36 protein-coding genes and 3 tRNA genes are annotated in these 24152 nt (G+C 69.6%); 27 read left to right on the top strand and 12 right to left on the bottom strand.

Going from position 1 to position 24152, the window contains the following annotated elements; all coding sequences use genetic code 11:
• Positions 1–78 precede the first annotated feature (78 nt).
• Entirely contained in the window at positions 79–1053 is a 975-nt protein-coding gene (locus BMZ92_RS16440; RefSeq protein WP_245783086.1) for a GlxA family transcriptional regulator, read from the bottom strand.
• 71 nt (positions 1054–1124) lie between these two features.
• Here BMZ92_RS16440 and BMZ92_RS16435 point away from each other — a divergent pair, with 71 nt between their 5' ends.
• The 3 genes from BMZ92_RS16435 (at position 1125) to BMZ92_RS16425 (ending at position 2962) form a co-directional block, all read left to right on the top strand.
• Positions 1125–1886 carry an NAD(P)H-dependent oxidoreductase gene (locus BMZ92_RS16435; protein ID WP_091508236.1) on the top strand — a complete coding sequence of 254 codons (762 nt, stop codon included), beginning with the start codon at positions 1125–1127 and terminating at the stop codon, positions 1884–1886.
• Positions 1887–2030: 144 nt separating this feature from the next.
• On the top strand, positions 2031–2597 hold the full coding sequence (locus tag BMZ92_RS16430) for a hypothetical protein (RefSeq protein WP_091508235.1): 567 nt from the start codon (positions 2031–2033) through the stop codon (positions 2595–2597).
• The gene (locus BMZ92_RS16425) at positions 2594–2962 is read left to right on the top strand and encodes a hypothetical protein (protein WP_177228727.1); all 369 of its coding nucleotides are present in this window, start codon (positions 2594–2596) and stop codon (positions 2960–2962) included. The genes BMZ92_RS16430 and BMZ92_RS16425 overlap by 4 nt, the downstream gene beginning before the upstream one ends.
• A 53-nt stretch (positions 2963–3015) precedes the next feature.
• Here BMZ92_RS16425 and BMZ92_RS16420 read toward each other — a convergent pair whose 3' ends face one another.
• The 4 genes from BMZ92_RS16420 to BMZ92_RS16405 all read right to left on the bottom strand — a co-directional run bounded on the left by BMZ92_RS16420 (position 3016) and on the right by BMZ92_RS16405 (position 5939).
• Positions 3016–3567 carry a GrpB family protein gene (locus tag BMZ92_RS16420; protein ID WP_091508232.1) on the bottom strand — a complete coding sequence of 184 codons (552 nt, stop codon included), beginning with the start codon at positions 3565–3567 and terminating at the stop codon, positions 3016–3018.
• Positions 3568–3957: 390 nt separating this feature from the next.
• Positions 3958–4443, bottom strand: a complete 486-nt coding sequence (locus tag BMZ92_RS16415; protein ID WP_218153472.1) for a GNAT family N-acetyltransferase — start codon at positions 4441–4443, stop codon at positions 3958–3960.
• Between the two features lie 330 nt (positions 4444–4773).
• Positions 4774–5304, bottom strand: a complete 531-nt coding sequence (locus tag BMZ92_RS16410) for a GNAT family N-acetyltransferase (protein WP_091508231.1) — start codon at positions 5302–5304, stop codon at positions 4774–4776.
• Positions 5305–5591: 287 nt separating this feature from the next.
• Entirely contained in the window at positions 5592–5939 is a 348-nt protein-coding gene (locus BMZ92_RS16405; protein WP_091508228.1) for a helix-turn-helix domain-containing protein, read from the bottom strand.
• A gap of 85 nt (positions 5940–6024) precedes the next feature.
• Here BMZ92_RS16405 and BMZ92_RS16400 point away from each other — a divergent pair, with 85 nt between their 5' ends.
• Positions 6025–6681 (top strand): hypothetical protein, encoded by a 657-nt coding sequence (locus BMZ92_RS16400; RefSeq protein WP_091508226.1) that lies wholly within the window; start codon positions 6025–6027, stop codon positions 6679–6681.
• 26 nt (positions 6682–6707) lie between these two features.
• On the opposite strand, the gene BMZ92_RS16395 is transcribed toward BMZ92_RS16400, so the two are convergent.
• Positions 6708–8267, bottom strand: a complete 1560-nt coding sequence (locus BMZ92_RS16395; RefSeq protein WP_245783085.1) for a helix-turn-helix domain-containing protein — start codon at positions 8265–8267, stop codon at positions 6708–6710.
• A 134-nt stretch (positions 8268–8401) separates the two neighbouring features.
• Positions 8402–8776: a helix-turn-helix domain-containing protein gene (locus tag BMZ92_RS16390; RefSeq protein WP_091508222.1), complete on the bottom strand. Its 375-nt coding sequence runs from the start codon at positions 8774–8776 to the stop codon at positions 8402–8404.
• Positions 8777–9374: 598 nt separating this feature from the next.
• Between BMZ92_RS16390 and BMZ92_RS16385 the strand changes: the two genes are divergently transcribed.
• The 22 genes from BMZ92_RS16385 (at position 9375) to BMZ92_RS16285 (ending at position 21688) form a co-directional block, all read left to right on the top strand.
• Positions 9375–9644 carry a hypothetical protein gene (locus BMZ92_RS16385; protein WP_143249870.1) on the top strand — a complete coding sequence of 90 codons (270 nt, stop codon included), beginning with the start codon at positions 9375–9377 and terminating at the stop codon, positions 9642–9644.
• Entirely contained in the window at positions 9644–9934 is a 291-nt protein-coding gene (locus BMZ92_RS16380; RefSeq protein WP_091508216.1) for a hypothetical protein, read from the top strand. Before BMZ92_RS16385 ends, BMZ92_RS16380 begins: the two co-directional genes overlap by 1 nt.
• The gene (locus BMZ92_RS37390) at positions 9931–10104 is read left to right on the top strand and encodes a hypothetical protein (protein WP_177228726.1); all 174 of its coding nucleotides are present in this window, start codon (positions 9931–9933) and stop codon (positions 10102–10104) included. The genes BMZ92_RS16380 and BMZ92_RS37390 overlap by 4 nt, the downstream gene beginning before the upstream one ends.
• Positions 10101–10289 carry a hypothetical protein gene (locus BMZ92_RS16375; RefSeq protein ID WP_091508214.1) on the top strand — a complete coding sequence of 63 codons (189 nt, stop codon included), beginning with the start codon at positions 10101–10103 and terminating at the stop codon, positions 10287–10289. Before BMZ92_RS37390 ends, BMZ92_RS16375 begins: the two co-directional genes overlap by 4 nt.
• Positions 10286–10624 carry a hypothetical protein gene (locus BMZ92_RS16370; protein WP_143249868.1) on the top strand — a complete coding sequence of 113 codons (339 nt, stop codon included), beginning with the start codon at positions 10286–10288 and terminating at the stop codon, positions 10622–10624. The genes BMZ92_RS16375 and BMZ92_RS16370 overlap by 4 nt, the downstream gene beginning before the upstream one ends.
• Positions 10624–10824, top strand: coding sequence for a hypothetical protein (locus BMZ92_RS16365; RefSeq protein WP_091508210.1), 201 nt, complete (start codon positions 10624–10626; stop codon positions 10822–10824). The genes BMZ92_RS16370 and BMZ92_RS16365 overlap by 1 nt, the downstream gene beginning before the upstream one ends.
• Positions 10825–10941: 117 nt before the next feature.
• Entirely contained in the window at positions 10942–11280 is a 339-nt protein-coding gene (locus tag BMZ92_RS16360; RefSeq protein WP_091508207.1) for a hypothetical protein, read from the top strand.
• On the top strand, positions 11277–11540 hold the full coding sequence (locus tag BMZ92_RS16355) for a hypothetical protein (RefSeq protein WP_091508205.1): 264 nt from the start codon (positions 11277–11279) through the stop codon (positions 11538–11540). The genes BMZ92_RS16360 and BMZ92_RS16355 overlap by 4 nt, the downstream gene beginning before the upstream one ends.
• Complete coding sequence (locus BMZ92_RS16350; protein WP_091508202.1) at positions 11537–11719, top strand: hypothetical protein; 183 nt, start codon at positions 11537–11539, stop codon at positions 11717–11719. Before BMZ92_RS16355 ends, BMZ92_RS16350 begins: the two co-directional genes overlap by 4 nt.
• Positions 11716–11958, top strand: coding sequence for a hypothetical protein (locus tag BMZ92_RS16345; protein WP_091508201.1), 243 nt, complete (start codon positions 11716–11718; stop codon positions 11956–11958). Before BMZ92_RS16350 ends, BMZ92_RS16345 begins: the two co-directional genes overlap by 4 nt.
• Complete coding sequence (locus BMZ92_RS16340) at positions 11955–12209, top strand: hypothetical protein (protein WP_091508198.1); 255 nt, start codon at positions 11955–11957, stop codon at positions 12207–12209. Before BMZ92_RS16345 ends, BMZ92_RS16340 begins: the two co-directional genes overlap by 4 nt.
• A complete protein-coding gene (locus tag BMZ92_RS16335; RefSeq protein WP_091508197.1) occupies positions 12196–12546 on the top strand; it encodes a hypothetical protein in 351 nt (116 codons plus the stop codon). The genes BMZ92_RS16340 and BMZ92_RS16335 overlap by 14 nt, the downstream gene beginning before the upstream one ends.
• Positions 12543–12764, top strand: a complete 222-nt coding sequence (locus BMZ92_RS16330) for a hypothetical protein (RefSeq protein ID WP_091508194.1) — start codon at positions 12543–12545, stop codon at positions 12762–12764. Before BMZ92_RS16335 ends, BMZ92_RS16330 begins: the two co-directional genes overlap by 4 nt.
• A complete protein-coding gene (locus BMZ92_RS16325; protein ID WP_091508427.1) occupies positions 12761–13918 on the top strand; it encodes an aminotransferase class IV in 1158 nt (385 codons plus the stop codon). The genes BMZ92_RS16330 and BMZ92_RS16325 overlap by 4 nt, the downstream gene beginning before the upstream one ends.
• The gene (locus tag BMZ92_RS16320) at positions 13915–16098 is read left to right on the top strand and encodes an FtsK/SpoIIIE domain-containing protein (RefSeq protein WP_091508193.1); all 2184 of its coding nucleotides are present in this window, start codon (positions 13915–13917) and stop codon (positions 16096–16098) included. The genes BMZ92_RS16325 and BMZ92_RS16320 overlap by 4 nt, the downstream gene beginning before the upstream one ends.
• Positions 16099–16428: 330 nt before the next feature.
• Positions 16429–16872 (top strand): M50 family metallopeptidase, encoded by a 444-nt coding sequence (locus tag BMZ92_RS16315; RefSeq protein WP_091508190.1) that lies wholly within the window; start codon positions 16429–16431, stop codon positions 16870–16872.
• 41 nt (positions 16873–16913) lie between these two features.
• Positions 16914–17783 (top strand): bifunctional DNA primase/polymerase, encoded by an 870-nt coding sequence (locus tag BMZ92_RS16310; RefSeq protein ID WP_091508188.1) that lies wholly within the window; start codon positions 16914–16916, stop codon positions 17781–17783.
• A gap of 49 nt (positions 17784–17832) precedes the next feature.
• Entirely contained in the window at positions 17833–18072 is a 240-nt protein-coding gene (locus BMZ92_RS16305; protein ID WP_091508182.1) for a hypothetical protein, read from the top strand.
• A complete protein-coding gene (locus BMZ92_RS16300) occupies positions 18066–18539 on the top strand; it encodes a WhiB family transcriptional regulator (RefSeq protein WP_091508179.1) in 474 nt (157 codons plus the stop codon). Before BMZ92_RS16305 ends, BMZ92_RS16300 begins: the two co-directional genes overlap by 7 nt.
• A gap of 44 nt (positions 18540–18583) precedes the next feature.
• Positions 18584–19918 carry a DUF3987 domain-containing protein gene (locus tag BMZ92_RS16295; RefSeq protein ID WP_091508177.1) on the top strand — a complete coding sequence of 445 codons (1335 nt, stop codon included), beginning with the start codon at positions 18584–18586 and terminating at the stop codon, positions 19916–19918.
• A 214-nt stretch (positions 19919–20132) separates the two neighbouring features.
• The gene (locus tag BMZ92_RS16290; protein ID WP_091508174.1) at positions 20133–20345 is read left to right on the top strand and encodes a helix-turn-helix domain-containing protein; all 213 of its coding nucleotides are present in this window, start codon (positions 20133–20135) and stop codon (positions 20343–20345) included.
• A gap of 23 nt (positions 20346–20368) precedes the next feature.
• The gene (locus BMZ92_RS16285; protein WP_091508173.1) at positions 20369–21688 is read left to right on the top strand and encodes a tyrosine-type recombinase/integrase; all 1320 of its coding nucleotides are present in this window, start codon (positions 20369–20371) and stop codon (positions 21686–21688) included.
• 92 nt (positions 21689–21780) lie between these two features.
• Here the strand turns inward: BMZ92_RS16285 and BMZ92_RS16280 are convergent.
• From BMZ92_RS16280 to BMZ92_RS16265, 4 genes are all read right to left on the bottom strand, one after another.
• Positions 21781–21854: transfer RNA gene (locus BMZ92_RS16280), tRNA-Phe, on the bottom strand.
• A gap of 31 nt (positions 21855–21885) precedes the next feature.
• A tRNA-Asp gene (locus tag BMZ92_RS16275) sits at positions 21886–21959 on the bottom strand.
• 14 nt (positions 21960–21973) lie between these two features.
• Positions 21974–22046, bottom strand: a tRNA-Glu gene (locus tag BMZ92_RS16270).
• 323 nt (positions 22047–22369) lie between these two features.
• Positions 22370–22618 (bottom strand): hypothetical protein, encoded by a 249-nt coding sequence (locus BMZ92_RS16265; RefSeq protein ID WP_091508170.1) that lies wholly within the window; start codon positions 22616–22618, stop codon positions 22370–22372.
• Between the two features lie 500 nt (positions 22619–23118).
• Here BMZ92_RS16265 and BMZ92_RS16260 point away from each other — a divergent pair, with 500 nt between their 5' ends.
• Positions 23119–23538 (top strand): hypothetical protein, encoded by a 420-nt coding sequence (locus BMZ92_RS16260; protein WP_091508167.1) that lies wholly within the window; start codon positions 23119–23121, stop codon positions 23536–23538.
• Between the two features lie 111 nt (positions 23539–23649).
• Here the strand turns inward: BMZ92_RS16260 and BMZ92_RS16255 are convergent, their stop codons facing one another.
• Positions 23650–23853 (bottom strand): cold-shock protein, encoded by a 204-nt coding sequence (locus tag BMZ92_RS16255; protein ID WP_027941311.1) that lies wholly within the window; start codon positions 23851–23853, stop codon positions 23650–23652.
• Positions 23854–24152: the final 299 nt, after the last annotated feature.

The raw sequence follows: 24152 nt of genomic DNA, 5'->3' as shown, positions 1-24152 counted from the left end.
CGATCGTTCCGAGTTCCCTTGAGCGCCAAGGATCTTCGTTCTCTGAAAGCGCTTTCACATTTTTGTCCACTGCCGACTTCAGCCGACGAGTGACGCATCACCCCGGAACGTCGCGCGGTAGGCGCTAGGGGACACGCCCAGCGCCGCCTGCAGGTGCTGGCGCAGCGACGCGGCCGTGCCGAACCCGGACTCGGCGGCGACGCGGTCCACCGGCAGGTCCGTCTCCTCCAGCAGCCGCCGCGCCCGCTCGACGCGCTGCTGCGTGAGCCACTGCAACGGCGAGATGCCGACCTCCTGCCGGAAGCGCCGGGTGAAGGTGCGCACACTCATCGAGTCCTGCGCGGCGAGTTCGCGCAGGGTCAGCGGCCGGTCGAGGTGCCGCAACGCCCACGCCCTGGCGTTGCGGGTCGAGGGCGACCGCGGCTCGGGCACCGGGCGCGCGATGAACTGCGCCTGGCCCCCGTCGCGGTGCGGCGCGACGACGGTGCCGCGGGCGACCTCGTTCGCGACCGCCACGCCGTGGTCACGGCGGATGAGGTGCAGGCACAGATCGATCCCGGCGGCGACCCCGGCGGAGGTCAGCACGTCGCCGGAGTCGGTGTAGAGCACGTTCTCCTCGACCTGGACGGCCGGGTACAACGCGGCGAGGTCGGGCGCCGAGTGCCAGTGCGTCGTCGCGCGCTTCCCGTCGAGCAACCCGGCCGCCGCGAGCACGAAGGCGCCCGTGCAGATCGACGCGATGCGGGTGCCGGGCCGGATGAGCGCGAACGCATCGGCCATGGGACCACGCAGCCGGCCGCCCCGCTGGGGCTCGTAGTCCTCGTCGGACGACAGCACGACGACGGTGTCCGCCTCCGCCAGCGCGTCCGGCCCGCGTTCGACGGTGATCGTGAAGTCGGCGTCGGTGCGGACCTGGCCAGAGGTCAGCGCGCAGGTGACGACGTCGTACAGCGGCTTCCCGTCGGCCGAGCGGGCCTGCCCGAACAGCCGGTGCACGATGCCCAGCTCGATCGGCAGCACGCCGGTCCGCACGAGTACGGCGATCCGGTGCATGGCCCGATCCTTCCACATCCTGGCCTTCGGGCCACTCGTCGTGAACTCCCGGCGGCCGCACGATCGGGACCATGAACGTCTTGTGGATCTCCGCTCACCCCGAACCCCGCTCGCTCAACGGTTCGCTGCGCGAGGAGGGACTACGTGCGCTCACCGAGCTCGGCCACGAATACCGGCTGTCCGACCTGTACGCGATGGGCTGGAACCCCGTGGTGGGTCCCGAGGACTACGGCCACGACCCGGCGGAGCGGCTGCACGTCGCCGACGCGTCGGCCGAGGCGTACGAATCGGGACGGCTGAGCGACGACATCCTGGCCGAGCAGGAGAAGGTCGAGTGGGCGGACGCGCTCGTCGTGCAGTTCCCGGTGTGGTGGTACGGGCTGCCGGCGATCCTGAAGGGCTGGTTCGACCGCGTGTTCGTGAAGGGCTTCGGCTACGGCATCACGCGTGAAGACGGCGTCGCGCTGCGGTACGGCGAGGGGAAGCTCGCGGGCAAACGAGCGCTCGCGGTGGCCACCATCGGTGCCCGCGCCTCCGCGCTCGGCCCGCGCGGGGTGCACGGCGACCTGACGGAGCTGCTGTTCCCGTTGCTGCACGGCACGTTCTGGTACACGGGCATGGCGCCGCTGCCACCGTTCGTCGTGTACGCCGCGGACTGCCTCGATGACGTGGAGTGCACGGCGAAGGAGCTGCGGTCGCGGTTGGAGACACTCGGAACCGCGGAGCCGCTGCCGTTCCGCACGCAGAACGGCGGCGACTACGACGAGGACCTCGTGCTCCGGCCGCACCTCGCTCGCGGCCGCACGGGGCTGGGTGTCCACTGGGTTTCCTGATCGGCCGATCAGCGCAACCACGTCGTCCGGAAAGCGCTTACTGCATCGATTCACCGTCGCGACCGGGTTTCCCGGACGACGGCCGCGCGCACCCGACGAGGGTTCGGGGGGACCGATGTTTCGCAGCCACAGAGGAGATTTGCGATGTCCCCAACGATGATCGTCATCATCGTGGTCGCCGTCGTCGTGGTGCTCGGTCTGGTCGCGGTACTGGTGCGGTCGCAGCGGCGGCGGCACCTGCGTGAGCGGTTCGGGCCGGAGTACGACCGGACGGTGCAGGACAGTTCGAGCCGTCGTGCGGCCGAACGCGAGCTGGCGGAGCGGGAGCGGCGGCACGAGCAGCTCGACATCAGGCCGCTTCCCGACGAGGCGAGGGAGCAGTACCGGCAGCAGTGGTCGGCGATCCAGGAGCGGTTCGTCGACGAGCCCGGCGAGGCGATCGCCGAGGCGGACCGGCTGCTGACGCAGGTGATGACCGACCGCGGTTACCCGACGGACGGCGGGCACGAGCAGCAGGTGCGTGACCTGTCCGTGGAGCACGCGCGGACGCTGGAGCACTACCGCACGGCACGGGAGACGTTGCACGGGCACGAGCAGGACGGTGCGGACACGGAGGACCTGCGGCGCGCGATGGTGCACTACCGCACGGTTTTCGCCGATCTGCTGGGCACGCCGGAACACGTCACGCGCACGGAAGGGGAAGCCCGATGACGACGGAGGAACGCCTGAGCACGGAGGACCTGGTCGCTTCGCGGCCCGCGGAGGAGGAACGGCCCGCGGAGGCTTCGCGTCCCGGCGAGGACGACCGCGTGCAGCTGTTCAGCGAGGAGGAGGTCGAGCGCTTCCGCGGCCGGTGGCAGTCGCTGCAGACCGCGTTCGTGGACGATCCACAGGAGACGGTGCAGGAGGCGGACCAGCTGGTCGCCGAGGTGATGCAGGCACTGGCGTCGACGTTCGCCGAGCACAAGCGTGAGCTGGAAACCCAGTGGCAGCAAGGAGAACAGGTCGCCACGGAGGACCTGCGGCTGGCACTGCGGCGGTACCGCACGTTCTTCAACGAGCTGCTGCGGGACTGACTGTCGCTTGTGGACCCCCGGCCTCCTCGGCCGGGGGTCCCTTTGTGCAGGCCTTACTCCTGCCACCCGCCGCGGCCGAGGATCTCCAAGATCACCGGCCGTTTCGCCTCGGCGTAGTAGTTCACGTCCCGCCACTCACGCCGGGCCAGCTCCCGCTTCGTGGCCTCGTACAACTCGCGGTCGGCGACGCTCGCGCGCAACCGGTCGCGGAAGACGAGGTACCGCCGCACTTCCACGTCGTGCGGCGCGTAGCAGTGCAGGTTCACCGGCTCGTGCGGGTCCCCGGCCCGCAGGCAGCGGTGCCCGGGCTCCCGCACCCGCACGTCGTACCCCACCGCTTCGAGATCGGGCAGGTAGGCCGGCTCGTCGTCCGGGTCGTCGATCCCGGCGACGATGTCGATGATTGGCTTCGCGGCGAGCCCCGGCACCGACGTGGACCCGATGTGTTCGACCAGCCGGAGCCGATCGCCCAGCACGTCCCGCAGCTCGGCGGCGCGCCGCTCGTACCGCTCCGGCCACGCCGGGTCGTACTCCGCGAGGGTGATCTTCCCGGGCACCAGCCCGCGGACCAGCTTCGCGGCCAACTGCTCGTCATCGAGCGGCATCGTGGATTCCTTTCCCCAGAACGGCGATCGCACGGTCAGAAGCCCACCACAGTAGCCCGTTCCGCGACTTCCGGTGGCCAGGTCCGGAGGGCACGACGTCCGCGCGATACGAGGTTCGCGGGTGGTTCACGGGACGGCCGACCGGCGGTCAAGGTCCACCGCACGTCCAGGGCGGAAGCGCGGTGACCACCGTGCCCGCCCCCGTGACAGCCGGAGCGTCTCGCGCCGCCACCGGGGAATTCCACCGTCCGGCCACCGCAGGCGGCACCGGAGCTTGATTTCGCCGCCGGAATCGAAGGCCTCGCCGCGCCTCCGCCACCTCCGTTCGCGCCGGTAGGCGGGGTCTCGCTCCGCTGACGGTGCTCCCACCAATGCGGCCACCAGGTCACATCAGCGGAGCGTTCTCGTCATGAAGACGCTGTTGGGGTCGGGCCGGTAGTCGGCGAAGGGTTCGCAGTAGGCGAAGCCGAACTTCTCGTAGAGCCTCCTGGCGGGCAGGAAGAACTCGCCGGAACCGGTTTCCAGGCTCAGCCGGGAGAACCCCCTGCGCCGCGCCTCGGCGATGATGTGTTCCAGCAGCAGGGAGGCGATCCCGCTCCGCTTGCGCCGGGCGTCGGTGCGCATGGACTTGAGCTCGGCGTGCTCCGGGTCGAGCCGCTTGATCGCACCGCAGCCCACGACGTGCTCGCCGTCCATCGCCGACCAGAAGGTGACCTCCGGTTTGCGGAGCCCGTCGAGGTCGAGGGCGTGCACGCTCTCCAACGGCGTGAGCGACCGCATCTGCCGCACGTGCTCGCCGAGGAACGCGGCGATCCGCGCCCCCGACAAGTCATCCACGACGATGCGCAACTCCGGGGACTCACCGCCGCCACTCATGATCAGAGGCTATCCCGCAGGGCTAGTGCTTTTGGCGCAGCGCTCGGGCGCGGACACGAAAAAACCGCCCTGACCTGGATCAGAGCGGCTTCGTGAAGGGTGGCCAGGGCCGGGGTCGAACCGGCGACCTTCCGCTTTTCAGGTCTCGGGTTGATCGTTCAGCCGCATCCGATACCCGTCTCGACCTGCGAAGAACGCTGCCACCGATGCGATTGGGACAGTCTGAACGGGCGCGAACTGCAACGCGGACTGCAACGCGATCACGCCTGCCAAACCCTCAAAGCGTCTAGGGCACCGGAGCTGGCGACCCGGGTCATCCAGTCCGGCCACTCACACCGGTTCGCCCGCGGCGAGCCGCATGTGACTGCACCGGAAGGGCTCGCCGATGGCGGCAGGCGGCGCGACGGCGGCTAGAAACGCCCGCGCCGGGCCGTCCGGTACGGCGGCCGTTGACCAGTGGTACAGCGGTGCTCGGGCGACGGCAGCGGCGATGAGTAGCCGACCGAAGCCGTGCCGCCGATACGGCTCACCGACCTCGACCTCCTCGATGACAGCCCGGCGTTCGACGGAGCACAGGGCCAGGCCCACGTAACCCAGGCGTTCGCGGTCCAGTCGAACCTCGATCCGGCCGATGCCAGCGCGCCGGGATGGTGGGACCGCGATCAATGCGAGCCCCTGCTGGGGGGCCGTCTGGTTAGTGGTTTGCTCCGCCGGGTCCAGCTCTGCCCAGGCACCCCGTCGACGCGCCGTGCGGCAGGCTGCGCAGTACGTGACGGGGAGGTCGTACAGGTGGGAGTAGCTGCTGGTGCAGCCGCCGATTGCCAGGTCATGCCCCCACGGGCAGCGCCCGTCGTCGTCCATCCGAGGCCGCACGGGAACGATCGAGCCGAACTCCTTCTGCGAACCTGACCGTGCCACGCGACCCTCGCCCGTCCCCGCGTCACCTCTGCTGGTGTGTGCTGGCCGGGTGCTTCCCCCACCCGGCCAGCACACACCACCACGTTAGAACATGTGTTCGACATGTGCACAAGGTGGGCATACATCCGCCACCGTCCCACGCTCGACAGCCGGAAGTGTGGCCAAACCGTCGAACGAGTGTGAGCACCGCAGCAGAGCCGTGGCTTACTGCAATGCAGACGAGTGCTGCCCTACCTCGATCTCGGAACGCGTGGCCCCCGCCGCTGACGCGGCTTGGGAGGCGGCGGCTCTGGGAGACCGTCCATGAGGGCTTGAAATCCGACCCCGAGCCCGTTCACGAGCCGCGCGATGGTCGTGATGCCGGTGTTTTGTTGGCCACGCTCGATCGCGCCGATCATCGACCAAGGGACCTGCGTCAGCTCCTCCAGCTCTTGCAAGGTCAAGTCCCGCTCCTGGCGGAACTCGCGCAGCCGTGTGCCCAGGGCGCCCAGGAACTCGTTGACGGGCGGTTTCTCGGCTGCTGGCGGCACGGCGGTTAGGTCTAGCTGCTCTAGCGTCGAAGAGACAGACAAGATCATTATTGTCACTATCTGACTAGTGAAATTACTATCAACAAGGCATGATGCCGGGAGAAAACCCGCAGGTGAGGAGAGGTGAGCCCCCGTGGAACGACTCCCGGTGAACCCACTGGCGATCAAGGCTCGACTGGAGCAGGACCGGTCGTTGGACTCCTTCGGAGCCGACGAGCCCTATCGGCCCTGCAAGGTGTCCGTGTTCGTCGACGATGAGCTCGGAGACTGCCCACCGTGGTGGCGCCGAGTCGGTGAGGTCAACCTCGTGCTGGTCGACCTGCGCCAGGAACACGACCTCCTGGCGCGCTGGCAGCTGGGCAACGTGGTCGAACTGCTCGCCGACGTGGTCGCCGACCGCCCACAGGCGCGACTGGTCGATGAGCTGGAGACGACGCTGCTGCCAGGCCCGCCGGCCGCGATCGTGGTGCGCGAGATCGAGATAGGAGCGCCCTGGCAGCAGCACTGCGACATGACAATTCCGCTGCTCGCGACGGCACTGGACACAGCACGACCGCTAGGCAGGTTCGCGGTCGTGGACACCGATCCGCACTCAGAGCTGCGGAGGCGGCGCTTTGAGGACCCCGCCGACCGTGAACGACTGTCGGCCGTGCTCGCGGCACTGCTGGAGAACGCAGGGTTCGGCACCTACCGCGGCTTCCACCTCGCCTCGCTACACGATCCGGCCTGGCAAGCCCACAACGCCAAACTGGTCATCGGATGGCTGACCGACCTGATGACTCGACACTGAGCCATGAGGCGGCAGAAAGGTTCGGACTAGGTCAGAAGTTGTTCGCGGAAACGCCAGGATCGGGCGAGGATGCACGCACCAGGCGAAGCCATCGGCTCCTTCGTGAGCAGCCGCGTCACGCACTCCTCATCGAACGGCACGCCTTCCGACACCGAGGTCGAGTCAGCAGCCGTAACCAGCACACCCTCGGCATTGACCTGTACCGACTCGCCGAATAGGGCGTCGAATACGTCGTCGTCGATCACGGTAACGGTGAGGATCGTGGCCGTGAGGGTGAGCGTGTCGAGCCCGACGCCAAGGCAGTAGGCCGACACCTTGCCCGCGTCCCGCGCCTGTTGCAGCTGCCGATAGAGGGGCCAGTTGTCGTAGTCGAGCGGTTGGCCCGATGTGCCGTCGCGCTCCGGTTCGCCCAGCATCTCCTCGGAGTACTCGCGGACCATGTTCCGCCACAGGTCGAAGTCGTTCTCCTTGTCCCATCCGGCGACTGTCGAGGGCTGGAACTCCCCCGCCGGGATAAGCCCGTAGATGCCCGCTGCGGTCGCGACCTTGGCCGGATCGCGCCAGTGCAGCAAGAACGTCGCCTTGCCGGTCTCGCGGGAGCGGCGGAGGGTCAGGGTCTCGATCGCGGGCATGACCGCGCGCCGTTCAAGGTCGAACGGGTCGCCGATGAGGTGCCTTAGCGGAAGGTCGCTCCAGGTCGGCCGCTCCCCCTTCTTCGCGTCCTCTTGTGCAGCCGCCAGCTCGTGCGCGATGGCCTCGGAGACGTCCAGCTTGTCGAAGTAGGTGCCCAGGCAGAACTTCATCCGCGGCACGTCTGCCGCGAGGTCTACACCGAGCAGGCGGTAGCTGGTGCGGTTCTCGAACAGGGCTGGCTTGTCGAGGTAGCGGATCGCGGAGGTGTAGCGCTCGAACCGCCGCCCAGGTGCCCGGAGCGGCAGCATGGCGCACGCTTCCGGCTCCGTGCCAGTCACCGCGATCGGCCCCGGATGGTCGAGCCACTCAAGCTGGATGTCTTCGAGCGGGACTGGCGCGGACGGCATCCACTCACGGCGGGCGATGAACGGTGCGTCGCTGATGCGTGCTTCCGGGCGGTAGAGGTCGGCCGCCAGCTTGGCCAACTCGCCGCGGTTTCGGTTGAGATGGCGCCGCACGCGCCGCCATTCCGCCTGGTTCACCTCGACCGTGTCAACCTCGCCGACCAGGATGGACGTCGAGGGCGAGGACACCGGCTGGAGCAGCTCGCTCGAAACACCCAGCTCGTTCGGCGAGATGTTGAGCTGTTGCGCGATCCGGACCAGCGTCTCCAGGTCGCGCACCTGGCGCTGCCCGTTCTCGATCTTGGATACGTAGGATTGATCGAGGTTGAGAATCTGCGCCAGGTCCGCCTGACTGAGTCCCTTGGCCTTCCGGTATTCGCGCAAGACCTCCGCGAGCAAGCCGGTATTGATCTCCAGGTCCACCGTCCGCGAGGACAGCCACGATCCGTCAGCCTGCATCAGGGCCTTCCCTTCCTGGGGCAGAAATTTTGCCGGTCCGATCAGAGGTTGAAGCGCTGTCCCATCACCGCTGACCTGGGCGTATGCCACCTCGTCATGATGCCGGTCCGGATAGGACAGCAGGACCTTGGACGTTCAGCTGTCGAGCGGCGATCGTTGTTCTCATGAGCACAGCAGCGACAAAGACGCGAGGGGCCGTCGCGGCGCCCGGCAGGCGCGACGGGTCAACCTCGCCGGCCCGCGAGTTGGCGTTCGATCTCGTCAACGCGGGCTGTCAAGCTCTCCAGATTCTGACGCAATGTGGCGATCTCGCCGTTGTCAGCAGTTCGGGTCGTTCGATCGCCTTCGGCCGACCGCTCCGGCCTGGCGTCAAAGGACTGCCCGTCCGCGACTTGTTCCAGGTATTCCGAGCGCCATTTCAGCGCCTCGGACAGAGCCGCCAGGGTGCGCGGGCTCCGCCGCTTGGCAACCCCGTGCTGGATCTCGCGGACGGTGGCGACGCTCACCCGTGACTTGCTCGCAAGCTCAGCCTGGGTCATCCCGAGCTGCTCCAAACGGGTGTTTATCGCGTCGGCTACGGCGTCCCAGCGCTTCGCCATCGAGCCTCCTCTAGGGCACTTCTACCAGCGCAAATAGTAGCGCTATCTCCACAACGACGCCATGACCGCGGGCGTTCCACGCCCGTAAGCCGCTTTTATTAGCGCTAGTAGTTGCGCTAACGTCAGCGGTGCGCCAGTCGCCGAGGCGACAAGCGAGGCGGTCCGATCCCGCCGACGACAACAGCACCACGGGGTGGCCGTGCACCGGGCCTGCTCTCCACCGAGCCGCTACCGGACCCCGCCGCCCGAGACCTCCCGGAATCACCCGAGAGGGACTTGGAAAACCGGGCTGTTGGTCGGAGAAATTCAGAGTGATTGATAGAAATTTCGGCCGTCTTTTCTGGTCCGCTGCCCGCACCGCAAGGTGCGGGGAATGACTGGTGGACGGCGCGCGTGAACACCCTTTTGTGGTGTTTGCCGGTGGCCCTCACCACCCTCGACGAAATCGTTGCCCCGCCGTATCCGCCCTGCTCGCGAATAGCGCGTGGCCACGATTTGAGGGCGATGAGGGCACGCCGGGGGCTACCACTGATGACGGTTTCCCCATTCTTCAGCGAAAGGGACTCTTATGGATACGAGCGTGACGGAAGGCCCTGTTTTGGCGGCTTTCCGTTTGTCGGAGGAGCAGGCGGCCGGGGGTTATCTCGCGGCCCGGAAGGAGATGGTGCGGCTGGCGACGCGGGTGGCGTCGTTGCGGCAGCTGGTGCGTGAGCAGCCGGGCCGGGCGGGCTACCGGGTCGCGCTGGCGGCGGCGGAGGACGCGCACCGGGCCGCGGTGACGCGGACGGGGTTGGCGTTCGAGCGGTGGCAGGCCGCGCAGCTGCGGTCGGACGCGGTGTGGAGCGAGACGTTCGGGAGGGCCGCGTGATGCGGAACGTGCGGATCACCAGCGAGGCGGCGAGCGAGGTGCTGTTCGCGCAGCTGGACGAGGACATTGCCGAGGTTGTGAGGGAGGACGAGGTGGCGGCGGAGGTCGCGGAGATCGACGCGCTGGTGGAGCAGGCGGAGCGGGAGTGGGCCGCGGCGGACCGGGCGCGGGAGCGGGACGCGCGGGTGCGGCGCCGCTCGGACCGGGAGGTGCTGCGGGGCCTGCACGAGGCCGTCGCGTTCAGCACTGCCCCGGTGATGCTGGGCGGATACGAGGGGCAGGCGGCGTGAGGGCCGCGAAGACGGCCCGCCGGTCCCGGCCGGTGTCGGAGGAGGAGTACCTGCAGCTGTGCGACTGCCGGTGCACGCGGGTGCGGGGCACGCATCCGGCGGGGGTGTGTGGCAGCGCGGAGGAGTGGGCCGCACAGGCCCGCAACCGGAAGGAGTCTCGCTCGCGATGACCGAAAAGAAGACCACGTGGGGTGTCGTCTGGTCGCCCGATTTCGGCCGCTACGCCTCCGGTCAGCTCGACGCCTCGCAGGTGCGGTGCGTGTTGTGCGAGCAGGCGCCGTGCGCGTGCCCGCCCATCGGCAGCCCGGAGTACTGGGCGCTGACCCAGGCGCGGCACCGGAAGGGGCGCGCATGACTCGCTACCTGATCACGAAGGACCCCGGCGCGGCGGCCCGAACCGCCAAGAACGAGAACGCCGCGCCGGGTCTTCCCAGCCAGCCACGACAGGACCCGAAGGGAAGGACGCCCATGGTGTCACAACAGCTGCTGCACCGGGCATCGCAGCGGACCGGTTTCCAGATTGACCTTGTCGCCGGTGCGGTCGAGGTCATCGCCTGGCGTCATCGCGACGGTCACTCCGTCGCGGAGATCACCCGTTACCTGTACACCCAGCTCGGACCGGACTGTGCCGCGGCGTCGCGGTCGTTCGTGGAGTGGGTCATCGACTCGGTGCGGGCGGGTGAGGGCTGATGGGGGCGCTGAAGAAGGTGTGGGACGCCTCGGTGGAGTGGGGCGCGTCCCGCGGCGAGGGCCGCGTCATCGCCGCCACCTCCCGGCAGGCGGTGAAAAACCACTGTGCGGTGTGCGGGCGGAAGGCCACCCGCACCACGGGGACGGTCCGGCACTGCTCGCGCGCCGCGTGCTTGCGGCAGCTGGCCGCCCTGTTCTGACTCGGACATTCCCGTCTGGTCCCGGTGCGGTGCGCCCGAACCGCCATGCCTGAGACACCGCGCCGGGACCCCTTTTTCGCCCTGCCAGTCATGATTTCCCGGAAGGGACCCTCCATCATGGACAGCCCTGTTTTCCGTTGCCTGCTGTGCGAGCAGGCCCGCCCGGACCCCGATGTCACCTGCGAGTGCGGCGCCGCCGCCGACCTGCACGTGGTCGAGGGGGACGGCCTGGTCTGCTACACCCCCGAGCGGCTCAACACCCTGATCACCACCGCCGCGGCCCAGTTGGTCGCCGACCGGTTGCGGCAGCTGGCGGCCTGGCACCGCGCCCGTGCGGTGTTCTGGGGCCAGAGCGAAGGCGGCACCCGCCACGCCCTGCGGCACCGGGCTGAGGCCCGGCTGCTGGACCGCCTCGCCGACCGGGAAACGGCCACCCGCGCCGGTGAACCGGCATGAGTGGCATCCCGTCCGGCGCCAGCCCCGCGCGCCTGAAGACCCTGGCCATCCGCCGCTACGAGGCGACCACCGGGCGCCGCTGGCGGGAGGCCCCCGAGGCCGACCGCGCCGCCTGGCTGGCCGACACCGAGCCGGAGATCCGCGCCGAAGAGGGCATCGCGGCCGACGCGGTGTGGCACGCCGGCACGTGGATTCCCGCCGGGCAGACCGACCTGTTCACCTCCCTCCCTGATCACTCCGGAACGGAGACCTCGGCATGAGCAAGAAGAACCTGCTGGCCCTGCCCAAGAAGAACACCCTGCGCAAGACGCTCGCGCTGGCCGCCCTGGTGGTCGGGCTGGTGTGGGTGGTGCACCAACCGCACCAAACCCGACACGCCTTGGACCAGATCGGCTATGCCGCCCACGTCGTGTTCCACCACGGGAGTGATCAGCGATGAGCAAGGCCCACAAGCACGCGCTCACCCAGCTAAGGCAGGCGGAACAGGCCGTGGGTGAGTGGATCGACGTCATCCGGGAGACCGCCGAGGCCCGGACCGGCTCCACTGCACCGGAGGTGCTCATCACCGACGCCCTCTACGGGCAAGCCCTGGAGCTGTTCGACGCGCTCTGGGATGCCGTCCAGGCGTTCTCCGCCCAGGCTTGGCTGATCGACCGCCAGGCGGGGGTGCGGCCATGAGCGTGTTCGAGGTTCTGGAGCGGCGCGGCACGTGGGTGCTGCTGAAGTTCACCGGTGCGGTGGCGCTGTTTTTGTTGCTGCACCTGGTCCGGATCCCGCTGGTGCTCATCGCGCGGGTGCTGGAGATCGTGCTGCACCGCGTCAACGGGTTCGCCACCAGGGTGTCCACCCAGGCCCCGGCGGGGCCGGTCAACCAGTTCTTTCATTCCACGCAGGCCCGTCGAGGGGAGGCCACCAATGTCCACGCCTGACCACCACACCACCCCCGCCACTGACCACAGTGGACCCGACGACACCGCCGCGGAGGTTGAGGTGCGGCGGGCCCGGGACGCGGCCCTGTATGCGCGGGTGGCGCACCCGACCCGCACCACCACGGTCATCTCGTGGCTGGGCTGGCACGCGGGGGAGCTGACCGGGATCGGTCTCCCGGCCGCGCTCGCCGCGACCACCTGGCCCGGGTTCTCGGTGCTGTCGGTGCTGACCGCGCTGGCGTGGGCCGGGCACGAGGCACGCCAGCGCCTCCGCGCCCGCAGCGACACCGCCCGTCCCGGGCCGGGGGAGTCCGATGTGGAGGGTGAGGGCCGGTGAAACAGCGACGGATCGCCGACATCGCCTCCTCCTGGACTGTCGTGCTGACCACCCCGGGCGGGGAGACCGTCGCCGCCGGGAACTGGCCGCACGGCGACGAGGCCCACGACTGGGCGCGCGACATCAACATCCGCCGGTTGGCGCGGGTGCGGGCGGTGCTGCCGCTCGTACCCGCGACCGACCTGATCACCGACCTGGTGAGGGGTGAGTGGACATGACGAACTGGCAGGAACAGCGCCGCGCCGACCGCCTCGTGGCTGCTCAGGTCCGGCGGGAAGAGGCCGCCGCGGCGGCCCAGGTGCGTATAGCCGAACGCGCCGCCGAAGCCCAGTTGCGGCGGGCGGACGCCGACGCCCGCGCCGCCCGCCGCCAGCAGGCGAAGGAGCAGCGGTCCGCCCGGCTGCGGGCGGTGGCCGGGGCGGTGCGGGGCTGGCTGGGCACGCACGTGGTGGAGCTGCTGATCTACCCCATCGCGCTGCTCAGCTTCGTGCTGGCCGCCCCGGCGATGGCCGCCTACGGACAAGCGGTGTTCGGCACCGGCGCCGGGATGGCGCTGCCCGGGTTGACCGAGCTGGGCATGTGGGCCTTCGCGGTCGCGGTGGTGATCTCCCGCCGCCGCGAACCGCACCGCCCCACCGGCGGATTGCAGACGGGGGTGTGGGTGTTCGCCGCGGTGGCGTTCGCCCTGAACTTCGTCCACGGCCTCGCCGCGGCGTGGGATCACGGGGTGGTGATGGGCATCGCCTCGATCGCCGGGGTGGTCGCCCACCAGCTCACGTTGGCCGCGCCGCGCCGCTCCCGGATCGAGCGGCAGACCGCCCGGATCGAGCGGGCCGCCGCCCGCAAGATCACCCGGGTGCGGCGGGCCGCGGTGCGGCAGGCCGTGGCGGAGATCGACCGCGACGGCGCCGCCCGCCTCGTGTACGCCCCGGGCCGCTACGTCCTCGCCCGGCGCGGACGCCTGGAGCAGGCGATCGTGCCCGGACTGCCCGTGAGCGAGTCGGCCGACTGGGACCGCGAACTGGCCGACCTGCTCACCATCCACGGCACCGGATCGAGCACCAGCACCCGGGGCGGGATCGAGCCCGACCCTGCCCCGGGTGACTCGGTCGAGGGCGGCACCGTCGCCACCCTCGACCGGGAGCCTGAGCAGCACAAATCGACCCCCGATCGACCCCGCCGCACCACGTCGGGCGGGCGGAAGGTGCGGTCGATCGAGCAGTTGCGCGCCGAACTCGCGCGGGCGATCCGGACCAACCCGGATCGGGTCGACCCGACATCGGCCGAGTCGATCCGCAAGGCGCTGCGCTGCTCCCCGAAAAACGCCCGCCAGCTGCGGGACGAACACCGCCAGGGAGGCGACACCCGATGACCGACCATGAGGAGAACCGCGAGCTGGCGCGGGTGCACTACCTGCCCACCACCCGCCCCGACCCGGACGAGGGGGAGGTGTTGGAGGGGGAGGTGCTGACCGCCGCCCAGTACAACGCGTTGCAGCGGCAGAAAGCGATCGAGCGCTACCGCGCCTACCGGCGGGACGCGGTCACGGTGGTGCGGGGTGTGAAGACGGTCGTGGGACACGACGTCACCAAGACCCTGGCCCGGCACGGGCTGGCGTATCCGGTGGCGGGGGTGCGGGTGGTCGTGAAGCGGTGGCGCGATGCCCACGGCGCCTCCCGCTACGAGCGGATGATGCGCGCCGCGGAGCTGGAGGGCAACCACGAGGCGCTGCTGGAGTGGGAGGCCCGCGACGTGGCGGAGAAGCAGCGCCGCCACGAGCGCACGATGGACTGGGTGCGCGCCCCCGGCCAGTGGATCAAGGCCGGGGCGATCGGCACCGCCGGGGTGACCGGGCTGCTGCTGGCCTGCGGAGTGGTGCTGGCGATCCACAACGGCGACATCGGCGACGTGCTGGGCCCGATCACGGCGGTGCTCAACGCGGTGGCGTTCGTGGTGTGGTTCGTCACCGCCTACGGGGTGTTCCTGGTCGCCGGGGGCACCGCCGCCGGGCTGGCCTACCTCTACCAGCAGGGCAAACGCTACGGCGACACCCCCGCCTGGCTGGCCGCCACCCCCGCCGGCGCAGTCTCCCTGGACGCGGCGGTGGACGAGTCCATGATCATGAACGCGCTGCGCAACCTGGGGCACCCCGCGCTGAACAAGAAGTTCAAGGAAGGCTGGGGCACCGCGGTGCAGCCGACGTGGGTGCAGCCGCCGCTGCCGGTCGGGCACGGCTGGGAATTCTCCCTTCGCCTGCCCGGTGGGGTGCCCGCGACCAGCATCAACGCCCGCAAGAGCGTGCTGGCGCACAACCTCGGGCGCCGCCCGGAGGAGGTGTGGGTCGAGGTCGCCGACACCGACCCGATGGCGATGAAGTGCCTGGTCCTCGACCCGGGGTCGCTGCGGGAACCGGTGCCGGACTATCCGCTGCTCGACGGCGGGCGGACCGACTTCTGGACCGGGTTCCCGGTCGGCATCGACGCCCGCTGGAACCCGGTGGACACGCCGGTGTTCGAACGCAACTTCGTGCTCGCCGGGATCATGGGCTCCGGCAAGTCGACCCTGTTGCAGGACCTGCTCGCCGGGGCCGTGCTCGATCCGGTGGTGGACATCGACGTGTTCTGCTTCGCCGACAACAACGACTACGAGTGGTTGCGGCCGGTCGCCTCGCTCATCTCGATGGGCGACACCGCCGCCAACGTCGACGCGTGCCGCACCCACATCGAGGAGTTGCACGCCAGCCTCGCCGAACGCGGGAAACTGTTGCGGGAGTACGGCATCGACGCCGTCACCCGTGACGCGGCGGAGAAGGACGCGCGGTTGCGGCCGCGGATCGTCGTGGTGGACGAGTGCCAGAGCTTTTTCCGGCAGGACAAGCCCGAAGACCGCCGCGAGCTGGTCAACCAGATGGTGCGGTTCTACTCCGCCGCCCGCAAATACGGGATCGTGCTGGCGTTCGCCACCCCGACCCCGTCGGACCAGTCACTGCCGCGGGACCTGGTCGCGGTCACCACGAACAAGGCGTGTTTCGCCATCGGTGACAAGGCCCGCAACAACATCGTGCTCGGTGAGAAGGCCTACGAGAACGGGCTCTCGGCCCTGGAACTCAAACCCGCGGTGAAGAAGGCGGGCAAGGTCGTGGCCCTCAACGACGTCGGCACCGCCGTGACGGTCGGCTACATGGAGCACAACGGGCTGCTGCGCTCCTACAACCTCACCCACCAGCAGAAAACCGCGCTCGTCGAGCGCGGGATCGAGCTGCGGGGCGGGCAGGTGCGCCGCCGCGAGCTGACCGAGCCCGAACACCGGGACCTGCTCGCCGACGTCGCCGCCGTCCTCAAGCCGGGTGAGGAGAAGGTCAAGGCCACCGACGTGTGCGCCCGCCTGCGGGACCTCGCCCCCGGCCACCGCGACTACAAAAGCCTCACCGCCGATGAGCTGCGGGAGCGGCTGGAGGCCCAGGGCTGCAAGGTGACCAAGGTCGGCGTCCTCACCGTCTTCACCGAGCGTGTTCACGCGGCGCTCGCCGCCCGCGAGGGAGGGAACGCCTGACCCGACCGGAAAACCCGCCCCACACGGCCCGTCCGGGGCGGGTTTTCCCTCCGCCAGCACGTTCCCTTCCACCGCATCGCCGCTGATCAACCCTAGGGAACGCGGCAAGGGAGCGGGTGAGGGAATTTTCCCTTCCCGCCCACCGATTCCCTCGCCCGTTCCCTCCCGATTCCCTCGCTGCCCGACCCCTGTTTCAGTCACGGACAGCGATCACGCCAGCGCCCCGGCCCGTCGCCGTGGCGCTGTCCCGTGCTGCTGCCGGGCCGCCCGTGCCCTGTCTCCGGGCGGCCCGGCAGCCCGCCACTGTCGTCCATGTCAGGAGGCATCACGATGGCCACTGATCCCGAGATCGCGTTCAACCGGCTCATCACCGCCCACCACGAGGCGGGGCACGCCATCGCCCATCTCGTCGCCGGAGGCCGCGTCCAGTCGGTGAAGATCATCAGCACCTACCACGGGGTGATGACCCCGCGCGAACACGAGCCCGCCCCGGACAACGTGCTGGGCTGGCTGGTGATGATCCTCGCCGGGCACGAGGCCGCCGCCCGCTACGTCGCCAAGAACGGCTACGGCCTCGGCACCGCCCGCCGCCTCACCCGCGACGGCGCCGCCAGCGACCTCGCCGGGTTCCGCCGCTTCGCCCGCGGCACCGGCATCAGCGAGGCTCACGCCCGCCGCGAGGCCGCACGCCTGGTCTCCCGGCACTGGGGCCGCGTCCACCGCGCCGCCCTCCGGCTCGACAAGGCCGGGCGGCTGTCCGGATCCCAGCTGTGATCCACCGTCGCGAAAGGACACACCGACCGGAAGGAGACCTTGTGAGCATCCGCGACTCGCTGGCCGACTGGGCGCTCTACCTCGCCGCGATGGGCTGGCCCGTGTTCCCGCTGCGGCCGGGCACCAAGCGGCAGCCCGCCGTGCGGGACTGGGAGAACCGCGCCACCACCGACCCCGCCCGTATCCGCCGCGCCTGGGCCGCCGACGCCTGGAACATCGGCCTCGCCACCGGCCCCGCCAGGCTGGTCGTCGTCGACCTCGACACGGCCAAAGGCGGCGAGACCGGCCCCGACGGCGCCACCGCGCTCGCTGCGCTGGCGGCGGAGCGGGGCGGGCCGCTGCCCGACACCTACACCGTGGCCACACCCTCCGGTGGTCAGCACCGGTACTACCGCTGCCCACCCGGAGTGCGGCTGCGCAACACCCAAAGCGTCATCGCGCCCCGCGTGGACACCCGCGCCGGAGGCGGATACGTGGTGGCCCCCGGCTCCATCACCAAGCACGGCGCCTATGAGCTACTCGACGACACCGACCCGGTCGAGCTGCCCGCCTGGCTCGTGCAAGCCGCCGCCCCACGCCCCGTCGAGACCGTGGCCACCCCGATACGCATCCGCGGCGGTGACCCCGGCGCCTACGGCACCGCCGCCCTCCGAGGCGAGTGCGAGCGGGTACGCGGGGCAAAACCCGGACAGCACAACGAAGTCCTCGCCTCCGCTGCCTACACCATCGGCCGCAAAATCGGCGCCGGACTCATCGACCCGCGCCTGGCGCGAGCCGAACTGATCGCCGCCGGAAACACCCTCATCGGCCCCGGCCACTGGCCACCCCACGCCCGCGAAGTCGCCCGCGTCGTCGACGCCGGACTCACCAAAGGCGCCTCGAATCCCGTTGCCCGCAAGGAGGTCGCGTGACAGGCCACGCACTCCACACCCTCACCTGCACACCCACCCGGAGGGGCTCATGACCAAACGCCGTTTCGACCCGACCGCCGTCGCGGCGCAGCTGCGAGCAACGCCCACCGAGACCGAAGGCGCCGCCCACCTGCGGGCCCTCAACCTCGACCACGACGACCTGCTCGCTCTCGCCACCGCACTCGGTCTGTCCCGCCTGGGCCGCGCGAGCAAGAAGGAACTGGAGCGGCGCGTGCTCCGCCAAGCCATCGGCGCCCGCCGCAAGTACGAAGGACTCCGCGCATGGTGACCCGCCCTCTGTCCGCGCGCGGCCTGACCGCCGCCCGCCCGTTCCCCGCGCTCGATCCCGCCGGGATCGGGCGGGACGGGGAAGACCTGACCTGGCAACGCGACGCGGCCTGCCGCGACGCCGACCCCGCACTGTTCTTCCCCGAACGCGGCACCGCCATCCACCGCACCATCGCCGCCGCGCGGCAGGTGTGCGCGGCCTGCCCCGTCGCGGCGGACTGCCGCGCCTTCGCCCGCCGCCATCACGAACGGTTCGGGATCTGGGGTGGGGAAACCGAACAAGCCCGGCCCCGCCCACCCCGCTCCCGCGGAACCCGGCCCCGCCGCGACCGGGACGCCCGCATCGCGCGCCTGACCCGCGAGGGACTGACCGCGGAGGAGATCGCCGCCCGGCTCGACATCAACCCGCGCACCGTCCACCGCGCCCGCGCCCGCCAGCGTTCGGAACCGGGCGCCACTGCGGCGTGACCCGCCGTATCCGCGTCCCTGAACGACCTCTGAGGTGATGCTCGATGACCCACCCCCGCCCGCTACGGATGGTCCATCCGGCCCCGGTGCCGCCCGGGGCGGACGAGTTCGAGGCCCGCGCCGCCGCCGCGGTGGCACGCGCCCGCGCCTGGCTGCCCACGCTGGACGAGGCGGTGTTCGACTGCTACCTCGGACACCTCGTGCGGCAGCTCGAACCCACCAGCGAAGCCGACCCGGTGGCGATCCTCGCCTCCCTGATCTGCTTCGCCGGCGTCCACCTCGGACAGGGACCGCACGTGCGGGCGGGGGACGACAAACACCCCCTGCTCGTGTGGCCGCTGATCATCGGCCACACCAACACCGGCAAGAAAGGCTCCTCCTGGTCCGCCGCCCGCCGCCTCATCGCGGATACGGACGGAGAGTTCGTGACCGTCAACATCAAATCCGGCCTCACCTCCGGAGAGGGCCTGGCCCAGCGGTTCGCGCTCGACGACGAGGCCGAACCCGACCCCGATGCCGAACCGCGGGACCTGCGGCTGCTGGCGTTCGAGAACGAGTGGGGCGGAGTCATGGCCCGCATGAAACGCGAGGGCAACAGCCTCTCCCACATCCTGCGGGCCGCGTGGGAAGGCGGGGACCTCTCGACTCTGACCGTCAACGCCCGCATCGCGCCGGAGTCGCACATCGGCATCCTCGCCCACATCACCCCCGACGAGTTCCGCGCCAAGCTGTCGGACGCCGACATGGCCGGAGGCACCTACAACCGGTTCCTACCGCTCGCCGTCGCCTGGTCCAAAGCACTCCCGGACAGCGTCGGCGCCGACCCCGGCCTGGTGTGCTCGCTCGCGGTCGGCCTGGCGGAACGGCTGGACGCGGGCGGGCGGCTCGGGGTGCTCGACCTCGCCGGGGACGCGACCGGGCTGTGGCGGGAGCTGTACCTGGAGTTCAACGCCGACACCCACCACCCCAAGGTCGCCCAGTTCGTCTCCCGCGCCCTGCCCTACTGCAAACGCATCGCCGGAATCCACGCCGCCCTCGACGGCACCCCGGCCATCCACGCCGCGCACCTGCACGCCGCCGCCGCGCTCGTGCGCTACGCCATCGACTCCGCCCGCGCCCTGTTCGTCGACACCGCCACCCCCGCCCGCCTGGTGGCCTGGATCGCCGAAGCCGGACCCACCGGCCGCACGAAGAAGGACATCACCGTCGGGTTCTTCGGCGGCAACAAGAAAGCCCAGGAGATCAACACACTGCTCGAACCCCTGCTCGCCGCCGGAACCCTCACCCGCACCACCGTCCCCCGCGCCGACGGCAAAGGCGGACGCGGCACCGAGGTCTACACCGCCCGCGCACCCGACCCCACGAACTCTACGAACTAACGAACTTTGCCCCTGACCAGGGAAAACACCGAGCCCAAAGTTCGTAGCTACGAACTTTGGGGCCAGCAAAACCGCAGGTCAGGGCCAAAGTTCGTAAGTTCGTCAACTTCGTAGCCCGTCAAGAACCGAGACGGGTTCGCCCTGCACGACGAGAGGAGAACACCGTGCCATCTGCCATCGCCAGCGCCGCCACGACCTCGGGGAGCACCACCAGATGGACACCACCACCCACACCAACTCCCGCCGCGTTCTGCTGAAGGTCGAAGACGCCGCCCGCGCGCTCTCGATCGGCCGCACCACCATGTACGCCCTGATCAAGGCCGGGCACATCGCCACCGTGCAAATCGGCCACCTCCGCCGCGTACCTCTCGCCGCACTGGAGGCATACGTCCAGCAACTCGCCAACGACCAGCCCGAAGCAGCCTGACCAACACAGGGGGAACACGACAAGTGCCACGCAAGAAACGACCTGAAGGCACCCGCCGGCCCAACGGCGCCAGCTCCATCTACCAAGGCAGCGACGGGAAATGGCACGGCTGGGTCACCATGGGCGTCCGCGACAACGGCAAGCCCGACCGGCGCCACGTCCAGCGCAAGACCGAAGCCGAAGCGATCGAGGCCGTGCGCGAGCTGGAAAAGCAGCGCGACAGCGGGAAGGTGAAGAAGCCGGGTCGCGCCTGGACCGTCGAGAAGTGGCTTACGCACTGGTTCGAGAACATCGCCGCACCTTCCGTCCGCCACAAGGCGGCGAACGCCTACCGCACCGCGGTGTACCGGCACCTGATCCCGAACCTCGGGGCACACCGGATCGACAAGATCGAGCCGGAGCACTTCGAGAAGCTGTACGCGAAGATGCTGGCCTCCGGTCTCAAGGCCGGAACTGCGCACCAGGTGCATCGCACGGCGCGCACGGCGTTCGGCGAGGCGATGCGGCGCGGGCGAATTGTGCGAAATCCGGTCGAGTTGGCAAAGGCGCCTCGCCTGGAAGAGACGGAGATTGAGCCGTTCGAGGCCGACGAGATCGGGCAGTTGCTCGCGACCGCGCTTTCCCGTCGAAACGGGGTGCGCTTCGTTCTCGCCTTGGCACTCGGGACGCGGCAGGGCGAGACCATCGGCCTGAAGTGGGCGCGCCTCGACAAGAAGAACAAGGCACTCCGCATCGCCAAGCAGTTGCAGCGGCAGACGTGGAAGCACGGGTGCGACAACCCTCACCAGTGCGGAGCGAAGTACCACAAGACGAAGCCCTGCAAGGAGGACTGCAAACGCCATCAGCGGAAGCCCTGCCCACCCCCATGTCCGCCGGACTGCACGAGCCATGCGCGCTGGTGCCCGAAGCGGCACGGGGGCGGCCTGGTCGAAGTGGAGGTGAAGTCGCGAGCAGGCAAACGCGGGATCGTGCTGCCGGACCGGCTCTACGAACTCCTCATCGCTCACGAGGAGCAGCAGGCGAAGGAACGCGAACTCGCCGGGTCGGAGTGGCACGAGGGTGGGTGGATGTTCGCCCAGCCGAACGGAAAGCCGCTGGACCCGCGCCGGGACCTTGACGAGTGGAAGGCGCTGCTGGAAGAAGCCGGGGTGCGGGAGGCTCGCCTGCATGACGCGCGCCATACGGCCGCGACGGTGCTGCTCGTGCTCGGTGTGCCGGAGCGGGCGGTCATGGAGTTCATGGGCTGGTCGAACACCGCGATGGCAAAGCGGTACCAGCACATCACCGGCGGACTCCGGCGCGACATCGCGGACCGGCTGAACGGGTACCTCTGGAAGCCCTGACAAGGGGCAACTGCAACCAGAACTGCAACGCGCCCGGATGCGAAACAGGCCCCGCCGTGATCGGCGGGGCCTGTTTGCGCTGGTAGTTGACGTGGCCAGGGCCGGGGTCGAACCGGCGACCTTCCGCTTTTCAGGCGGACGCTCGTACCAACTGAGCTACCTGGCCGGAAACGCCGGCGACGTGCCAGACGCTGTTGCGACCCTGACGGGACTCGAACCCGCGACCTTCGCCGTGACAGGGCGACGCGCTAACCAACTGCGCCACAGGGCCTTGCTTGTACTGCGTACTCCCAACGGGATTCGAACCCGCGTTGCCGCCTTGAAAGGGCGGAGTCCTAGGCCGCTGGACGATGGGAGCTCGATCGGTTTCGGCTAACCGACCGACCGTGCTCTCAGGTCCCCCCGGGAGCGATTACAAGCATAGGGCACGTCCGAACCGGGCTCCAACCCGGTATCCCCTAACGCCTGAAACCCCAGTCTACCTGCAGAAACAGCCCTCGACACCCGCCTTGGCGACCGGAATCGGGCGTCTCGGTGGAGCAGTGGCCCTGATCACTCTTCCGCCCGGAAAACCGGTTGCCGGGCGGCCGGGCACATCGATAGCTTCCGCGCGGAGGCTGACCAGGGGTACGACCAGGGGGTGTGCCCCTGGTCGGCCTTCCTGCAAAAGACACCCGGGGATCAGCGCTGAGCGGGGATCGTGCCGTCCTCGTCGGGGATGAGGCCCAGCATGTCCAGCAGCTGAGCACAGTCCTCGGCGTCGAGGGCGCCTGCCGCCACCGCCAGGCGCGCCCTCCGGACCTGGTCGTCGGACACGCGGGGCGCCTCGGTCTGGCCACCGCGTTGCGAAGGCACGCCGCCCATGCCGCCGCCGGCGTCACCGCCTTCGTACCGAAGGAGGAACTGTCGCACTTCCACAGACCCGCTCATCGCTCCTCCAAACGCTTAGTACAAGCAACTTGGCGCGAGGCTAACCAGAGAAAACAGGGCACCACAGCCCCCCGCAGAGTGAACCTCGCTCGCGGAAACGCCCACGCAGAGCCACAAAGCCAGGTGAACGCCCGGCGACCGGAACATGACGCTCCGCCTGACTTTTTCCCGTTCACCACTCGCGAACACGGCCCCTTCCATGTAACAATCGACGTGCTGACACACCCCCGGTCAGCGCCTGTGGAGATCCCCTCCGGCCCCCGCGTTCCTCCCCCTGGCGCGGGGGCCACTCCATTTCCGCTCCCGCTTTCGCAGCGTCGTGGAACTTGGACCAACATCCCCGCGTGATGGTTGATCCTCAACGTGCTGATCAGGGGCGATCACCCGAAGCGAACCGCGGCTTGCTGCATGTGAGTGGAATCCGCGCTCGGATGGAGTAGCGACCTGTGGTTTGGGTCACACTTAGCAGACTGCCGAGATCCAAACGTTATCGTGGCCGGGTGCCTCTTCCATCATTAGGACGCCGCGGCAACACGCGGACCGACCTCAAGGCCGTCAACCCCGGTCGCCACCGGAACACACCGGCCAAGGAGACCGAAGGTGCGGTCGAGGACCACGAGCTGACCAGCTACCTCGCCGCGCTCGCGCCCGAGACCACCGGACCCGAAAGCACGGGCACCGGCAAGCGCTTCGGCGAAGCGCAGGTCTACCAGCTCCGCATGAACCTCGTCGCCAGCTCCCAGCTGCGCGACCTCGCCGAGGAGCGCGGCACCTCGCCGCAGGCGCTGGCCCGTGAATGGGTCCTCGAGCGCCTGTCCTGGGAAGCCCAGGCCGCGTCGAGCCAGCGGCGCCAGTTCGCCGACCACGCCGGAACCGCCGACACCGACCAGCACTTCTTCGAGAAGTCCAGCTGGTCCTGACCCCCGCCCTCCGCGCCGGAGCACCCCCGAGCCCTGCGCGAACCCCACCCCGACAACGAACAAGCCCCCGGCGGAAACCGCCGGGGGCTCGTCACGTTCATGCAGGGAGCGTCAGATGACGCGCACCTTCTGGGCCTGCGGGCCCTTCTGGCCCTGCCCGACCTCGAACTCAACCCGCTGGTTCTCTTCGAGGGTGCGGAAGCCGCGACCATCGATCTCCGAGTAGTGCACGAAAACGTCGCCCTCGCCGCCGTCCTGGGCGATGAAGCCGAAGCCCTTCTCGGCGTTGAACCACTTCACAGTGCCTTGCGCCACCGCTTTACTCCTTGTTACTTCGCATCGAGCGCCACCGCAGCGACACCCGGGCCGCCCCGGGCGGTTCCAACGAGACGAGCGAAGAGCGTGTCCGGCTCATGGCTCGCGTCAGAAGTTCCGCGAGTGTGAAGCCACGAACACGCAAAACGACGGCCTAGGGGGAAGCGTACCGAGATCTGACGAAAGCGAAAGCCCCTTCCGCGTCGTTCCTCGATGTCACCGGAACGTCGCAATCCGGTGACACAGCGACGGCTACTCCACCCGTTAGGCTGATCATCTGCCCGAGCAGTCCAGGCGAC

The sequence above is a fragment of the Amycolatopsis sacchari genome (genome assembly GCF_900114035.1).
Taxonomy (GTDB): Bacteria; Actinomycetota; Actinomycetes; order Mycobacteriales; family Pseudonocardiaceae; genus Amycolatopsis_E; species Amycolatopsis_E sacchari.
This window is presented reverse-complemented; position numbering and strand designations above follow the sequence as displayed.

Bases quoted from the DNA above. Each gene is read 5' to 3' on its own strand.
- BMZ92_RS16440 (WP_245783086.1), bottom strand. From the start codon at position 1,053: ATGCACCGGATCGCCGTACTCGTGCGGACCGGCGTGCTGCCGATCGAG.
- BMZ92_RS16435 (WP_091508236.1), top strand. From the start codon at position 1,125: ATGAACGTCTTGTGGATCTCCGCTCACCCCGAACCCCGCTCGCTCAAC.
- BMZ92_RS16430 (WP_091508235.1), top strand. From the start codon at position 2,031: ATGTCCCCAACGATGATCGTCATCATCGTGGTCGCCGTCGTCGTGGTG.
- BMZ92_RS16425 (WP_177228727.1), top strand. From the start codon at position 2,594: ATGACGACGGAGGAACGCCTGAGCACGGAGGACCTGGTCGCTTCGCGG.
- BMZ92_RS16420 (WP_091508232.1), bottom strand. From the start codon at position 3,567: ATGCCGCTCGATGACGAGCAGTTGGCCGCGAAGCTGGTCCGCGGGCTG.
- BMZ92_RS16415 (WP_218153472.1), bottom strand. From the start codon at position 4,443: ATGAGTGGCGGCGGTGAGTCCCCGGAGTTGCGCATCGTCGTGGATGAC.
- BMZ92_RS16410 (WP_091508231.1), bottom strand. From the start codon at position 5,304: ATGGACGACGACGGGCGCTGCCCGTGGGGGCATGACCTGGCAATCGGC.
- BMZ92_RS16405 (WP_091508228.1), bottom strand. From the start codon at position 5,939: ATGATCTTGTCTGTCTCTTCGACGCTAGAGCAGCTAGACCTAACCGCC.
- BMZ92_RS16390 (WP_091508222.1), bottom strand. From the start codon at position 8,776: ATGGCGAAGCGCTGGGACGCCGTAGCCGACGCGATAAACACCCGTTTG.
- BMZ92_RS16380 (WP_091508216.1), top strand. From the start codon at position 9,644: ATGCGGAACGTGCGGATCACCAGCGAGGCGGCGAGCGAGGTGCTGTTC.
- BMZ92_RS16375 (WP_091508214.1), top strand. From the start codon at position 10,101: ATGACCGAAAAGAAGACCACGTGGGGTGTCGTCTGGTCGCCCGATTTC.
- BMZ92_RS16370 (WP_143249868.1), top strand. From the start codon at position 10,286: ATGACTCGCTACCTGATCACGAAGGACCCCGGCGCGGCGGCCCGAACC.
- BMZ92_RS16365 (WP_091508210.1), top strand. From the start codon at position 10,624: ATGGGGGCGCTGAAGAAGGTGTGGGACGCCTCGGTGGAGTGGGGCGCG.
- BMZ92_RS16360 (WP_091508207.1), top strand. From the start codon at position 10,942: ATGGACAGCCCTGTTTTCCGTTGCCTGCTGTGCGAGCAGGCCCGCCCG.
- BMZ92_RS16355 (WP_091508205.1), top strand. From the start codon at position 11,277: ATGAGTGGCATCCCGTCCGGCGCCAGCCCCGCGCGCCTGAAGACCCTG.
- BMZ92_RS16350 (WP_091508202.1), top strand. From the start codon at position 11,537: ATGAGCAAGAAGAACCTGCTGGCCCTGCCCAAGAAGAACACCCTGCGC.
- BMZ92_RS16345 (WP_091508201.1), top strand. From the start codon at position 11,716: ATGAGCAAGGCCCACAAGCACGCGCTCACCCAGCTAAGGCAGGCGGAA.
- BMZ92_RS16340 (WP_091508198.1), top strand. From the start codon at position 11,955: ATGAGCGTGTTCGAGGTTCTGGAGCGGCGCGGCACGTGGGTGCTGCTG.
- BMZ92_RS16335 (WP_091508197.1), top strand. From the start codon at position 12,196: ATGTCCACGCCTGACCACCACACCACCCCCGCCACTGACCACAGTGGA.
- BMZ92_RS16325 (WP_091508427.1), top strand. From the start codon at position 12,761: ATGACGAACTGGCAGGAACAGCGCCGCGCCGACCGCCTCGTGGCTGCT.
- BMZ92_RS16320 (WP_091508193.1), top strand. From the start codon at position 13,915: ATGACCGACCATGAGGAGAACCGCGAGCTGGCGCGGGTGCACTACCTG.
- BMZ92_RS16315 (WP_091508190.1), top strand. From the start codon at position 16,429: ATGGCCACTGATCCCGAGATCGCGTTCAACCGGCTCATCACCGCCCAC.
- BMZ92_RS16305 (WP_091508182.1), top strand. From the start codon at position 17,833: ATGACCAAACGCCGTTTCGACCCGACCGCCGTCGCGGCGCAGCTGCGA.
- BMZ92_RS16300 (WP_091508179.1), top strand. From the start codon at position 18,066: ATGGTGACCCGCCCTCTGTCCGCGCGCGGCCTGACCGCCGCCCGCCCG.
- BMZ92_RS16295 (WP_091508177.1), top strand. From the start codon at position 18,584: ATGACCCACCCCCGCCCGCTACGGATGGTCCATCCGGCCCCGGTGCCG.
- BMZ92_RS16290 (WP_091508174.1), top strand. From the start codon at position 20,133: ATGGACACCACCACCCACACCAACTCCCGCCGCGTTCTGCTGAAGGTC.
- BMZ92_RS16265 (WP_091508170.1), bottom strand. From the start codon at position 22,618: ATGAGCGGGTCTGTGGAAGTGCGACAGTTCCTCCTTCGGTACGAAGGC.